This is a genomic window from Pseudomonas sp. URMO17WK12:I12 (genome assembly GCF_000514395.1).
GTDB classification, from domain to species: Bacteria; Pseudomonadota; Gammaproteobacteria; order Pseudomonadales; family Pseudomonadaceae; genus Aquipseudomonas; species Aquipseudomonas mucoides.
The window spans coordinates 158,483-171,309 of sequence record NZ_AZVV01000015.1 but is presented as its reverse complement, the minus strand read 5'-3'; the positions used below and the strand labels follow the sequence as shown (position 1 = coordinate 171,309).

Here is a 12,827-nt window from a genome sequence, read left to right as displayed (position 1 = left end):
ACGATGGGATGCGAGGTACGGCTACTCCGGTCTCGTCCCTCATGTACTTTCCCACCCTCCCGGGGAGTACAGCAGTATTGCTACTGTGCCCTCTGCGCGTCTTGCACCGAGTAAGCAGGATAATCAATGTAGCCTTGAGCGCCACCGCCATAAAACGCTTCACGCCCCGCTTCGGCCAGCGGCCAGCCATGCCGCAAGCGATCGACCAGATCGGGGTTGGCTATGAACGGTCGGCCAAAAACCGCCAGGTCTGCCACGCCCTCATCGATGGCCTGCTGTGCTGTTTCAAGGGTGAACCCGCCCGACAGGATCAAGGTGCCGCAGTAAGCCGCCCGGATGGCTTTTTGAAAGTCTGGCGTGCCCAAGTGGCTGGCGTGTAGATAAGCAATCTCGCGTTGGGACAGCGCTCCGGCCAGTGCAAGCCATGTCGCCTCTTCTTCATCGAATGCGTGCAGATCAGCCAGTCGCGCAAAAGGCGAAACACGCACAGCCACCTTCGAACGGCCGATCTCGGCGCTCACCGCGTCGACCGTCTCAAGCAAAAAACGCAGGCGATTGGCAATCGATGCGCCACCGTAACCGTCTTCACGGGTGTTGAAGCCGCCATTAATGAATTGCTCAAACAGATAGCCGTTGCCAGCATGAATTTCGACACCGTCAAAACCGGCTGCCATGGCATTCTTCGCGGCCAGGCAAAAGTCTGAGATGACCTGCCGAATACCCTTGGCATCCAAAGCAACGGGCGCGCTGACGGGCACTTGCGCCGGCTGGCCATCACTATCGTAAGCATGTACCAACGTTTGCGCGGCAGGCACGGCCACAGGTGCGACCGGTGCCCGGCCCTCCAGCAAGGACGAGTGCGAGACCCGCCCCACATGCCAGAGTTGAATGAAAATGCGCCCCCCGGCCTGATGCACCGCATTCGTCACGCGTTTCCAGCCTTCAATCTGCGCCGGGGTGTGAATCCCCGGCGTGTAAAGGTAGCCACGCCCCTGGTCAGACACCTGAGTGCTTTCGGTGATGATCAGACCTGCTCCCGCGCGCTGGGCATAGTAGATCGCCATATCCGCAGACGGCACGGTGTCCTTGACGCGGGCGCGGGTCATCGGCGCCATGACGATGCGATTGGACAATTGCTGACCCGCCAGATCGTAAGACTCGAAAAGAGATGACATGTGCTTATCCTCCGACAGTGGCTGGGCCTCAAACATGCGACGGAAAATGCGGCAAGATGTGCTCGCCCAGTTCGTCAAGAATCTCACCATAGGGCTGGCGACCGACCTTGGGGTTGAGCGCGATATGCGAAACACCGGCTGCTTGCGCTTGCTCCAGATAGTTACGCAGGCCGTTGCGCCCGGCCCGGAAGCCTCCCTGGATGCGCTGGAATGGCTGGTCCGGATTGTCGCTGAGGTCGAAGTAGCCACCGAGCCCTAACGGTTTGAAAGCGTTTCGCCCTTCGATTTCACGCACTTTGGCGTGCCAGGTCTCGCCCAACAACGCCAACCGCTCGGGGCTTTGCACGCCAGCCAGGTAGCCATCAAGGTGTTCAGCCAACCAGTCGATGCTCTGCTGCGCCTGGCCGACAGCGATTGAAGGGACGCGTCCATACGGCGCTTTCGGCACCAGGTCGAGATTGCCAGATGAGCCGCCGAATCGCTCGGAGCGAAAGCGCGGGAAGTCCTGCTCAATCAGTGTGCGAAACACCGAAAAGGCATCACGGTAGCGGTCACCACGGGTTTCAAAATCGATACCCAGCATCGGGTAGTCGCTGTATCGATCGCCCGAAGACAGCCCCAGCACCAGGCGCCCTTCGCTTAACTGATCCAGGGACGTTGCCTGCTTGGCCAAATACATGGGCTCATGGGTAGGCAACACGATACCGGTGGTTCCCAGGACGATGCTGCGTGTGGCTGCGGCCAGGAAGCCGATGTAAACCAGAGGCTCAAAGATGTGCGCCACATCGTTGTACTCCGGATCATAGAAAGGAATATCACGCATCCACAGCGCGCCAAAACCAAGCGCCTCGGCGCGTTGAGCCATTTCCAGATGGCCACGCATGGTCGGTGCCGCTCGGCCGGCGTGGGTCTCGAGGGGCAAAATCAGACCCACCGTCAGCGCCTGTGGCTGGAACAGGCGTTGAAACCCAGGATGACGCTCAAGCGCCGGATGGGCAGTCGGTAAGGCGGCAGGTTGCACGTGTGGCGAGTGTTGGGCAGCGATAGACATGATGACAGTCTCGGTGAGTGACGATGACTGACATGGTTATTGAATCCCGGGTTCGGATAAACAGCAGCTATAGACCATCACACGGTCCAGTGAGTCCCCAATAATCTCAGATCTCCCAAGGTACTCCTGACTCCCAACGCTCGATCAGCAGATCAATAAAGGCGCGAACACGCGGGGACAACTGACGCTTGCTCGGGTAGACAATCCGGATGGGGTCGGGCGATGCACGGTAAGGTTTGAGCACTTCCACCAATGTTCCGTCGCGCAAGTCGTTACCGGTGATATAGGTCGGCAAATGAATCAGGCCAATGCCGGTCAGCGCCGCTTCGCGCATGGCTTCAGAACTGTCAATGTTCAGCCGCCCTGGTTGTTCATGTAAATAAAGTCCGGTGGGTGTCTGGTAACGCCAGACACTAGCCTGGCCACTGATGAAAGCGATGGTGTCATACCCGACGAGATCAGCAGGCGTTTGCGGTACACCGTAACGGGCCAGATAAGACGGCGAGGCACACGTTGCGAACTGCTGCCACCCCACGGTGCGGGTTAATAGTTGTGAATCATCTTTTGGCGTGCCAATACGGATGGCTATGTCGACCCCCTCTTCGACGAGGTCGACAAAGCGATCGGTAAACCAGACGTCCGCGCGAAGTTCAGGCCACTGTTTCAGATAAGCATCCAGAATCGGCAGGATATGACGCTGGCCGAAGGACAGGGGGGCTGTGAGTTTAAAAGTGCCGGTCGGCCGCCCACGACGCAAGGCCATGGTTGCATCCACCTCATCAAGATCATCGAGAATCTGCTTCCAGCGTTCATAGGCAACCTGCCCCTCGTCAGTCAGGCTCAGTTTGCGCGTCGTGCGATTGAGCAGCCGTGCTCCCATCCGGCCTTCAAGACGAACAATGCTTTTACCTACAGCAGATCGGGTCAGACCGAGTGAAGCTGCGGCGCAGGTAAAGCTTCCAGCCTTCACTGCGCTGACAAACGCCGCGATGTCACCGAATCGATTGGCTTCCATTGGTAGCTTTACTCCAGTGAATACGGACGTTGTAGTGGGCCATGAAGTCCCAAAGACTGGTTTTTCTATTAACCCGAAATCACAGATTATTACCCTACCCAAGAGGTAGTGTCACAGAGTCAAAAGCAGTGTCGAATCAAGTTTTATCACCTGCTGGCTGGCCCGGTGAACGGCGGTTTTTTGCTGTCGGGGGTCTCATCTGATCAAGTGACTTGCGAGTCAATCTCACGCTGCTACGCTTTTATGTTCGGCCCTCCTGGCACAAGGCGACATGCTTCGCCCACTAAGATCCGGTGTTTATGGATCTATCGAGACTTGCCCTCTTCTACCGGTACTGCCGACCGTGCCAGATCACCTAACGGTCATGCGCACGAACCCCATGCACATGTGTTGACCCGCGAAGGAACGGAGCAACGAGCGTGACTTTTCCCGCGCTCATCAATTGAATGCCATAGCGACGGCTCAATCGGGAATTCACATGCCCTTAGGCATTTCTCTGGAGACACTCCTATGAGACTTCAGTTGCTATCGGCCGCACTGATTTTCGCCAGTATGGCGACGACAGGCGCGGCCCTCGCTGGTGAGACTTCCCCCTCAACCACCGATAAAGCATCGCCCACCAGCGCGGTCAAACAGGAAATAAAACTCACACGGGTCACACCCGAGTATTGGCGGGTCACGTTCCACAACCCGCCTTACAACATCTATGGTCCCGAAACCATGCCGCAGCTGAACGAGGTGGTCACTGCCATCGAGTCCGATCCGAAGCTGGTCGTCGTGGTGTTCGACAGTGATGTTCCGGATTTCTTCCTCACCCACTATGACTTCGTCCCCCCGCTGACTGACACCACCAGCCTTCCTAACGGCCCGACCGGTCTGCCGCCCCTGCCGGACATGCTGGTGCGATTGAGCAAGGCTCCGGTGGTCTCGATTGTGTCGATTCGCGGTCGCGCCACGGGCGTCGGCAGTGAGCTGGCACTGGCCAGTGACATGCGCTTCGCCAGTCGCGAGAAGGCCATTCTGTCGCAATGGGAGATTGGCGCCGCACTCGTGCCGGGAGGTGGCCCCATGGCTCGACTGCCAAGGCTGATGGGGCGCGGGAGGGCACTGGAAGTGCTGCTGACCGGCAACGATATCAATGGCGAGCTCGCCGAGCGTTACGGCTACGTCAACCGCGCGCTGCCCGATGCAGAACTCGACAAGTTCGTCGACACCATGGCCCGGCGCATCGCGCGGTTCGACAAGCAGTCGATTGCTGATATCAAACGACTGGTCGATGCTGCCAGCCTGCCGCCGAACGACGCCATCGCTGCCGAATGGGATGGTTTCATCGGCTCGGTCAAACGCCCAGCAGCGCAGGCCCGCATCAAACAACTGATGGAGCTTGGATTGCAGAAGAAAGCCGACGTGGAGAAACGCCTGGCTCACTACACCGGCACCTTGGGTGAGGAATCAAAATGATCCTGCCTCTCATTTTTCTAAAGGAGTCACCATCATGAGTACTCTGGAAAACGTTCTGTACACAGCAAAAACCCACACCAGTGGCGGTCGTACAGGCAGTGGGAGGTCGAGCGACGGTGAGCTTGAAGTCAACTTCAGCTCCCCTGGTTCAGGCAAGCCGGGCACCAATCCTGAACAACTATTCGCCCTCGGTTATTCAGCCTGTTTCATTGGCGCAATACAGGTGGCTGCCGGCAAGCTGAAGGTCAAATTACCGGAAGACACCTCGGTAGAGGCTGAGGTGGATTTGGGTAAAACCAACGGAGGCGCCGATTTTCAGTTAGCCGTGAGGCTTAACGTCAGCGTGCCGGGACTAGATCAAGATGTGAAGCAGCAACTGGTTGATGCCGCGCATCAGATTTGCCCGTATTCACGAATGACGCGGGGGGATGTGGAGGTACAGGTCAAGCTGGTTTAAGTCAAAACTGCGCCTTGGCGATGTAGCTGCTGACTATGCAAACGGCTGGAAATGCAAAGCCCCGAAAAGTCATGGCTTTGCGTTTCGGCAGCAGGATTCGCTCTGGGCATCGGAGCAAAAACCCTGTCTCCTGATTTGGAGGTCTCCAATGAGTAACAGTACCGAAATAACATCCTTCACTGGCTGGGCCGCAACAGCGCCAGGCGCTCCACTAGAGAGCTATAGCTACGACCCCGGCCCATTGGGGGATGACGAGGTGGAAGTCTCAGTTGAATATTGTGGAGTGTGTCACTCCGACCAGTCGATGATCGATAATGAATGGGGCTTGAGCCAATACCCTTTTATCCCCGGTCATGAGGCGGTCGGCAGTATCGTACGGATGGGCTCGCAAGTACGCAGTCTCGAATTAGGGCAACGAGTGGGGATTGGTTGGTACAAGGGCAGTTGCATGCATTGTTCATCGTGTATGGGCGGCTCGCATCACCTGTGCGGCACAGTCAAACCTACCATCATCGGCAGCAACGGTGGCTTCGCCGATCGCCTGCGCTCTCACTGGGCTTGGGCAGTGCCGCTACCGAAAGAACTCGACCCGGCCATGGCCGGACCGTTGTTCTGCGCAGGGTCGACGGTGTTCAATCCGCTCTTGCAGTTCAACGTCAAACCTACTGATCGAGTGGGTGTTGTCGGCATCGGAGGGCTCGGTCATCTTGCTCTACGCTTCCTCAACGCTTGGGGGTGCGAAGTCACCGCTTTTACATCGACACTGGCCAAGCAAGACGAAGCCAAGCGATTGGGAGCACACAACGTAGTTGCCTCGACCGACAGTACTGCGCTGAATGCCATTGCCGGCACCCTGGATTTTCTGCTGATTAGCGCCAGTGCAGACCTCGACTGGCCGGCCATGCTTGGAACGCTGCGCGGCAAAGGTCGCCTGCACTTTGTCGGCATCGCGCCCAGCGCTATCCCTGTGCACGTCTTCAACCTGATTCCACAACAAAAAAGCTTGTCCGGCTCGCCAATTGGCTCGCCCGGTAACACGGCGACCATGTTGGAATTCTGTGCACGTCATCAGATCCTGCCGCAGGTAGAAATGTTTCCCATGAGCCAAGTCAACAACGCCATCGAACATCTACGCAGCGGCAAAGCTCGCTATCGCGTAGTGCTGGACGCCAGCAAGTAACAAATCGGCGCGTAGGGTAAAGCCCCACGCGCCGTCACTACCTGTGCTTCTACTTCCCCCGCTCCAGATCCAGATCGACCCGCAGCACCCACGGCCTGGTTTGCCCGGAACGGCCGCCCAGTATTACTTGAGTTTCGCCAGCATGGCCACGGCGACTGCCTTGGCCGATTGTGGGTTCTGGCCGGAAATAACTTCGCGGTCTTCGATCACGTTCTCGCTCCATGGCTTGGCTTCTGAGAAGTTAGCGCCGGCTGCCGTCAGGCCATCCTGCGGGAACAGTTTCATATGGCCGCCGCCGAGGAAGCCTTTGGCCTGCTCCTCTTCCGCGTCGGTGAAGGCGGTGACTTTGTAGCCCTTGTAAATCCAATTGGCTCGCGCTGCCGGCTGTTTGCCCGATTCCAGCGCGGAGACAAAACCGTGCGCGTCCGGGATCGCCGACAACATGGCTATGGTGCCATGGCAAGTGAAGCCGGTGATCTTGCCTTTTTCATGGAAGTGGGTCAGCAGCAGGCCCAGTTGTTTGTCCTTCAGCAGATCCTGCATCGGGATATGGCCGCCAGGCACGAACACAGCATCGAACTTGTCGTAGCCGATTTTCTGAACCTGCGCGAAGCTGATCGTCGGCGAGCCGCTCTTCGAGGTCAGCTTCAGCGTGTCCAGCAGCGCAAGACTTTCCTGACGGGACTTTTCATCGCCGCCCCAGAAGCTCACATCATTGGACTTCTGGTCCGCGGTTGGCGCCTTGCCGCTAGGGGTGGCAAATACGACGGTTTGACCCGCCGCGATGAAGGTCTGCACCGGTTGCATTAATTCGTTCAGGAAGAAACCTGTTTGCATGACCTTCCCGTCTTTCAGGTCCAGTTGATCCTGATCCGACAGTACAACCAATACCGTGCCGGCATTGGCATAGTTAGCGGCAGCGGCTAGCAGGGCGGCAATAATGATTTTTTTCACACGTTTCTCCAGTAGGAATGGTTTGACGGAGCCATCTTATTACTTGAGCAGACGGCAATAGAGCCCCTGAATTGAATTTCACTTATTACATTGAGTAATCAATTGTTGGGGGCTTACTGTCGCCTACGTGCTTGGTCAGCCGCTAGAATTTTCTCGGTGCAAACTCCGGGGAATAGCTGACACAGGCCGTCCTCGAAAAACACTGAGCTACGAAACACCCGCTGAACGATTTAGCCAATCTGTTGCATCGACGGGGTTGAATCCACTGCCGTTAGCTGCCTTCCGCGCCTCGTGTTTAAAGACACTCGGTGTGCTTTCTGTGCCATACAGGGGCGTGTCGTGGACTGCATGTTCGAGTCGGAACAGGCCTCGGAATGGCAGCTGTTCATTGCCCACGGGCAAGGCGGCCAAGGGCCTGTGGCTGGTTTTGACATCATCAATAATCGCCTCAACAAGCCGGTTTATTCCGTGACTACCGCAATTGTTGAGCGTTTGATGAGTTGCGCACCCAACGATGATGAAGCGCGGATCCGTTCGATGGCACTTAATGGCCAACTGGCCGTCTTTCAAATGATGCGCCGTACTGCACTCACTTCATTGAACTGGGGCGAGGTTGATGCGCAGCGGCTTGAATTAATAAAGTGTGTGGTTATTAAGCACACCCGCGCTGTACTGCACGCCATTATCGCTGAGAGTTAATTCGACATAACCCAATGCGTCCAACCAGCGCACATTTCCGATGGCGACCACCGTTTTGCGAGCCTGAGGGTGTGTAACTGCTTCGCTGGTTGCGGTGTAAATGGATCCCCCTGAGCTGCCTTCCACGAAGGCAGCTCAGGGCCGATAGCTATCCGTCGTTACAATCAACAATCGACCAGAAGCACTCTGGCCCTGGGTTGGCCGCCCTAAGCGGGCAACTGGATATGCCTACGAAACGGGCTTGCGAAACAGGTAGCGGCTCCCCTTCACTACCACCGCATTTGGTAACCGAAAAAGGACGGACGACCGTCCTATCCCCCAACCACCCCATACAACCCCTCCCGCCGATCCCCATGCAAATCATTGCGCGCACTAATCCGCTTATTCCGCGCCTCCCCCAGATTCACCGTCGCCAACAAAATCCGCTCCCCACCCTGCTCCGCCGGCCCCGCCACCGGATACCCATCCGCATCCACAATCACCGACCCCTGCACCCAACCCACCCCACGCTCAAACCCATGCCGATCGCACGCCGCAATAAACATCCGATTCATCGAAGCATTCGCCTGCACCCGCACCACTTCCGCCGGACGCTCCGTCAGCGGCCGAGGCCCATCCGGCCAGTTAACCGGCGCACACAGTAAATCCGCCCCCGCCAGTGCCGGCAGCCGCACCCACTCCGGAAACTCCAGGTCGTAGCAAATCAACATCCCAATCCGCCCATGCACCGTTTCAACCACCGGCGGCGCAGCATCACCTGCGGTGAAAACTTCACTCTCCGCATCCCACAGGTGCGCCTTGCGATACACAGCGCGTAACCCTTGGGCATCAATCATCGCCGCGCTGTTGGCCAGTTCGTCACCGTCCAGTCGCTCGCAAAATCCGCCGACCACGACAATGTCCAACTCGCGGGCGAGTGCCGCCCACAGGCTCAAGGTCGGTCCATCGACCGTTTCCGACAACGACAACGCTTCACGGCGGTCATTGAACACATACCCGCTCTGCACCAACTCAGGCAGCACCACAACCTGCGCCCCTTGATGCGCCGCCGAACGAATCGCCCGTTCGGTCAGCGTCCGGTTGAACGCCAGGTCGCCAATCTTCGGCGCCACTTGGCAGCAGGCGACCACGGTGTTTTTTGCAGTGTTCAACGCACCGCCTCCATCGCAGGTTGAGTCATGGCGAGGATGTCGCTCTCGGTAATGGCATCGATCACCCGGCGTTCGGACGCGAGGTCCAGCGAGCGGCTGAGGATGAAGTACGTCAGGCCCGACACCACCAATCCCACCAGCCAGGCGATGTCCACGCCTTCGAGCATCCGCGCCAGCGGGCCGACGAAGACTTCTTTGTTGGCGGCGGCATCGAAGATGTAGAAGAACGGCACCATCGCGGCGAAGCCGATCAGGTAGGAGACGATGCCACGGAATTGCCAGGCGCCGTAGATGCCGTTCGGGGTGAAGAAGTGCGGGATGGCATAGCGGCCTTTGCGAACGAAGAAGTAGTCGACCAGGTTGACGGCGGTCCAGGGCACGAGAAAGTACAGGAGCAACACGAGGAAGGTGTTCAGCAGCGCGATGCCGTCGCCTTTGATCGACAGCACGCAGGTCAGCAGGATCACGCTGATCGCGGTGATGGACAGGATGCGGGCGCGGGGTGTCGGGGTGATTTTCTTGATCGAGTCAGCGCCGGTCAGCAGCGTCAGCATGGCGCTGTAGGTGTTGAGCGCGATGATCGGCAGGAAGCCCGCGACCGAGACGATCACCAGCACGTTGCCCAGCCCCGGAATCATCGAAGAGCCAACCTGGTTCAATGCGACCAGTGCATCCACCGCTTTCAACTGCTGCGCCAGCCACGCGCCGAGGCCGATCATCCAGCTGCCGGACAGCGAGGCGCCGATGAACACGGCGGCGATCAGTTTGGGGCGGCTGGTGTTTTTCGGCAGGTAACGGGAATAGTCGGAGACATAGGGCGCATAGGAAATGTTGTAGCTGGCGCCGATGGCGAACAGTGTGGCGAACGCGACCCAGCTAAAGCCGAGGTCCGTTGCCGGGGTGACGCCTTCCTGGCCGGCACCGAACATCAGGGCGATGGTGACCAGTGCGTACAGCGGCAAGGTGGCGAGCAACGCCCACTTGAAGGCTTTGTGCATCAAGTCGTGGCCGTAGATCGACAGCAGCGCGCCGATCAGCACCACCGCCACGGCGACGATGGTCGGGTCGATGCCGAACACGTGTTCGAGGCCGTTCATGATCAGCGAGATGTTCACCACGTTGAAGCCGACGAACACAAACATCGTCGCCATCAGGGCCAGGATTACGCCGCGATAACCGAACTGGGCGCGGGACTGGATCATTTGCGGCAAGCCCATTTCCGGACCTTGCGAGCCGTGGAAGGCCATGAAGATGGTGCCGAACATGATGCCCAGCGCGCCGGCGAGCATGGTCCACAGCGCTGACAAGCCGAGGCTTGGGCCGACGAAACCGATGGAGATGGTGAAGAAGTGGAAGTTGCCCAGGAACCAGAAAGGTCCTTGGCTGCTGAGTTTGGCGTGACGTTCGTTTTGCGGAATGTAGTCGATCGAGTGGCCTTCGATGGCCAACCCGCCGCTCGCTTCGAGGGCGTGCGCAGTTTGTGGGGACCCTGACATACGAATGTTCCTATGCTGGTGATTGTTGTTTTTATGGGCAAAGCGCCGGTTTCATTGCAATGTAGGGCGTCGGTCAGGGCGGTAAAATATCGCAGGCGCACTGTTTACATAGATCGGCGTCTATGTGGTGAACATCGGAGGCAACACATGCTGGGCACTGTATCGGAACTGGATCTGCGTTTGATCCGGGTCTTTCTGACCGTCGTCGAGGCCGGTGGAATCTCGGCCGCGCAGACGGCACTCAACACCACGCAACCGACCATCAGCGCGCAATTGGCGACGCTGGAAGCGCGGGTCGGGTTTCGTCTGTGCGAGCGTGGGCGCGGCGGATTTTCGGTGACGCCCAAGGGTGGCCAGTTTGTCGAAGCGGCCCGTCGGTTATTGGCGGCGGCCGAGGGCTTTCGGGTTGAGGTGCAGCACATCAATCGCAAGGTGTCGGGCATCATCAACATTGGCTTGCTCGGTCAAATCGATCCGTCCGCCAACAAGAACATCGCCCTGGCGATTGCCCGTTTGCGCTCGCGCCATGAGGGGCTGTATTTCCACTTCACCGAGCTGTCGTCGTCGCTGCTGGAAGAGAAAATCATCAACGGCCATATCGATCTGGCCATCGGTTATTTCTGGCATCGCTTGCCCAACATCGATTACTTCCCGCTGTTCCAGGAAACCCAGATCGCCTACTGCGCGCCAGCGCATCCGCTGTTCGATCACGTCGGTGATCTGAGCCGCGAAGACGTACGCGATTACGACTGGGTCTGGCCCAGCCACCCCTTGCCGGAAATGCCCGCGCCCACGTCCATCGAACGTTTGACGGTGCTCACCGACAGCATGGACGGTGCGGCGCTGCTGATTCTGTCGGGCCAGCACTTGGGTTTTCTGCCCCAGCATTACGCGGCCAAACATGAAGAGTTGGGGCAGTTGCATCCGCTCAACCCTGAGCTGCTGCGTTATGAGGTGGGTTTCCATGCGGCGGTGCGACATTCGGCGCGGCAACGGGAGGTGGTGAGTGCCTTTCTGGCGGAGTTGATCGGGATTTTTGCAGACGGGTAATCAAGGGACGAACATAGATCCGCCCCTTTTCAGGCCAGGCTCTCACCGCTCTTCAAGCACACCGAAGCGCAGGTTGTTGGCCACGTAATCCGGATGGAAGACATCCTGATCGAGCTGGAACAGCGCTTTGTACTGCGGCAGGCGCTCGTTCTGGTTGAAGGGTTCGTCGGGGCTCACGCCTGTTAGCTCGGCGAGAAGATCGCCAATCAGTTGTTCTACGCTCATTTTATTATTCTCTCTGCGACTGAAGGTCTGTGCGGTCAAGCCGCCGAACGGCGGGGCTTGTAGCGCCGTTCGTGAGAAGAATTTAATACACCGAAGCGTCATTAATTTTTCAATTGGCGACAGCGCTTTCTCATTTCATGACAATTTGTTTCCGTTGATCCGGCAGTTCCACATCAGTCATCAACAGCCGACGGCGACGTCATCGCTGGCCTCCACGCTATATATTTTTGTATATTGCGTAGCTCAAATCGCCTAGACCCTCTCCATGAGCCGCATTCGCCAGCATAATCAGCACCTCATCCTGGCCGCCGCCAGCGAAGAGTTCGCCGCCAAAGGTTTCGATGCCACCCAGACCCGGGACATCGCTGCGCGTGCGGGGATGCCGAAGGCGAATCTGTATTACTACTTTCAGAGCAAGGAAAACCTCTACTCGCGCGTGCTGCTCGGGTTTGTCGAGCCGCTGCTGCACGCCTCGGCCGCGCTGCGCGAAAGCGATGACCCGGTGGCGGGATTGCAGGCCTACATTGCCGCGCGAATCCGTATCGCCCGCGAGCATCCGCACATTGCCAAGGTGTTCAGTAGTGAGTTGCTGCTGGGGGCGCGGCAATTGCCCGAGGAGTGCCGGGACCTGCTGTATGCCGAGGCGCAACGCAATGTGGAGTGTCTGCGCAGCTGGATTGATCGGGGCCTGTTGGCGCCGGTGGACCCGGAACATTTGATGCTGTTCATCTGGTCGGCGACCCGGAGCTACACCAATCTGGGTTGGCAGATAGCGCACATCACCGGGCAGCAAACGCCGCAGGATGAGGATTACGCGAGGGCGGCGGCGACCATTACCCGGCTGGTGTTGGGCGGTGTGGTGCCTGAGGTCGGGCAGTCGCCGAGGGCGTTGATGTTTGCGACGTGAGCAGCC

13 protein-coding genes are annotated in these 12,827 nt (G+C 58.3%); 6 read left to right on the top strand and 7 right to left on the bottom strand.

Features of this window, described 5'->3' with window-relative positions:
* Positions 1 to 80: 80 nt before the first annotated feature.
* From D882_RS0121645 to D882_RS0121635, 3 genes are all read right to left on the bottom strand, one after another.
* On the bottom strand, positions 81 to 1,175 hold the full coding sequence (locus D882_RS0121645) for an alkene reductase (RefSeq protein WP_027925165.1): 1,095 nt from the start codon (positions 1,173 to 1,175) through the stop codon (positions 81 to 83).
* A gap of 28 nt (positions 1,176 to 1,203) precedes the next feature.
* Positions 1,204 to 2,226, bottom strand: coding sequence for an LLM class oxidoreductase (locus D882_RS0121640; protein ID WP_027925164.1), 1,023 nt, complete (start codon positions 2,224 to 2,226; stop codon positions 1,204 to 1,206).
* Between the two features lie 106 nt (positions 2,227 to 2,332).
* Positions 2,333 to 3,241, bottom strand: a complete 909-nt coding sequence (locus D882_RS0121635) for a LysR family transcriptional regulator (protein WP_027925163.1) — start codon at positions 3,239 to 3,241, stop codon at positions 2,333 to 2,335.
* 510 nt (positions 3,242 to 3,751) lie between these two features.
* On the opposite strand from D882_RS0121635, the gene D882_RS0121630 reads away from it, so the two are divergent.
* The 3 genes from D882_RS0121630 to D882_RS0121620 all read left to right on the top strand — a co-directional run bounded on the left by D882_RS0121630 (position 3,752) and on the right by D882_RS0121620 (position 6,339).
* The gene (locus D882_RS0121630; RefSeq protein ID WP_027925162.1) at positions 3,752 to 4,702 is read left to right on the top strand and encodes an enoyl-CoA hydratase/isomerase family protein; all 951 of its coding nucleotides are present in this window, start codon (positions 3,752 to 3,754) and stop codon (positions 4,700 to 4,702) included.
* Positions 4,703 to 4,736: 34 nt separating this feature from the next.
* Positions 4,737 to 5,159: an organic hydroperoxide resistance protein gene (locus tag D882_RS0121625; protein WP_081743994.1), complete on the top strand. Its 423-nt coding sequence runs from the start codon at positions 4,737 to 4,739 to the stop codon at positions 5,157 to 5,159.
* Positions 5,160 to 5,307: 148 nt separating this feature from the next.
* Entirely contained in the window at positions 5,308 to 6,339 is a 1,032-nt protein-coding gene (locus tag D882_RS0121620; protein WP_027925160.1) for an NAD(P)-dependent alcohol dehydrogenase, read from the top strand.
* Positions 6,340 to 6,462: 123 nt separating this feature from the next.
* Here D882_RS0121620 and D882_RS0121615 read toward each other — a convergent pair whose 3' ends face one another.
* Positions 6,463 to 7,293: a type 1 glutamine amidotransferase domain-containing protein gene (locus D882_RS0121615; protein WP_027925159.1), complete on the bottom strand. Its 831-nt coding sequence runs from the start codon at positions 7,291 to 7,293 to the stop codon at positions 6,463 to 6,465.
* 291 nt (positions 7,294 to 7,584) lie between these two features.
* Here D882_RS0121615 and D882_RS0121610 point away from each other — a divergent pair, with 291 nt between their 5' ends.
* The gene (locus D882_RS0121610) at positions 7,585 to 7,992 is read left to right on the top strand and encodes a CerR family C-terminal domain-containing protein (RefSeq protein ID WP_256218456.1); all 408 of its coding nucleotides are present in this window, start codon (positions 7,585 to 7,587) and stop codon (positions 7,990 to 7,992) included.
* 311 nt (positions 7,993 to 8,303) lie between these two features.
* Here D882_RS0121610 and D882_RS0121605 read toward each other — a convergent pair whose 3' ends face one another.
* Entirely contained in the window at positions 8,304 to 9,143 is an 840-nt protein-coding gene (locus D882_RS0121605) for a nitrilase family protein (protein WP_027925157.1), read from the bottom strand.
* Positions 9,140 to 10,639, bottom strand: a complete 1,500-nt coding sequence (locus D882_RS0121600; protein ID WP_027925156.1) for a cytosine permease — start codon at positions 10,637 to 10,639, stop codon at positions 9,140 to 9,142. Before D882_RS0121600 ends, D882_RS0121605 begins: the two co-directional genes overlap by 4 nt.
* 147 nt (positions 10,640 to 10,786) lie before the next feature.
* Here D882_RS0121600 and D882_RS0121595 point away from each other — a divergent pair, with 147 nt between their 5' ends.
* The gene (locus D882_RS0121595; protein ID WP_027925155.1) at positions 10,787 to 11,689 is read left to right on the top strand and encodes a LysR family transcriptional regulator; all 903 of its coding nucleotides are present in this window, start codon (positions 10,787 to 10,789) and stop codon (positions 11,687 to 11,689) included.
* Positions 11,690 to 11,731: 42 nt separating this feature from the next.
* Here D882_RS0121595 and D882_RS0121590 read toward each other — a convergent pair whose 3' ends face one another.
* Positions 11,732 to 11,914: a hypothetical protein gene (locus D882_RS0121590; RefSeq protein WP_027925154.1), complete on the bottom strand. Its 183-nt coding sequence runs from the start codon at positions 11,912 to 11,914 to the stop codon at positions 11,732 to 11,734.
* 265 nt (positions 11,915 to 12,179) lie between these two features.
* Here D882_RS0121590 and D882_RS0121585 point away from each other — a divergent pair, with 265 nt between their 5' ends.
* Positions 12,180 to 12,821, top strand: coding sequence for a TetR/AcrR family transcriptional regulator (locus D882_RS0121585; protein WP_027925153.1), 642 nt, complete (start codon positions 12,180 to 12,182; stop codon positions 12,819 to 12,821).
* Positions 12,822 to 12,827: the final 6 nt, after the last annotated feature.

Excerpts from the sequence above, each read along its gene's own strand:
- D882_RS0121645 (WP_027925165.1), bottom strand. The coding sequence starts at position 1,175 with ATGTCATCTCTTTTCGAGTCTTACGATCTGGCGGGTCAGCAATTGTCC.
- D882_RS0121640 (WP_027925164.1), bottom strand. The coding sequence starts at position 2,226 with ATGTCTATCGCTGCCCAACACTCGCCACACGTGCAACCTGCCGCCTTA.
- D882_RS0121635 (WP_027925163.1), bottom strand. The coding sequence starts at position 3,241 with ATGGAAGCCAATCGATTCGGTGACATCGCGGCGTTTGTCAGCGCAGTG.
- D882_RS0121630 (WP_027925162.1), top strand. The coding sequence starts at position 3,752 with ATGAGACTTCAGTTGCTATCGGCCGCACTGATTTTCGCCAGTATGGCG.
- D882_RS0121625 (WP_081743994.1), top strand. The coding sequence starts at position 4,737 with ATGAGTACTCTGGAAAACGTTCTGTACACAGCAAAAACCCACACCAGT.
- D882_RS0121620 (WP_027925160.1), top strand. The coding sequence starts at position 5,308 with ATGAGTAACAGTACCGAAATAACATCCTTCACTGGCTGGGCCGCAACA.
- D882_RS0121600 (WP_027925156.1), bottom strand. The coding sequence starts at position 10,639 with ATGTCAGGGTCCCCACAAACTGCGCACGCCCTCGAAGCGAGCGGCGGG.
- D882_RS0121595 (WP_027925155.1), top strand. The coding sequence starts at position 10,787 with ATGCTGGGCACTGTATCGGAACTGGATCTGCGTTTGATCCGGGTCTTT.
- D882_RS0121590 (WP_027925154.1), bottom strand. The coding sequence starts at position 11,914 with ATGAGCGTAGAACAACTGATTGGCGATCTTCTCGCCGAGCTAACAGGC.
- D882_RS0121585 (WP_027925153.1), top strand. The coding sequence starts at position 12,180 with ATGAGCCGCATTCGCCAGCATAATCAGCACCTCATCCTGGCCGCCGCC.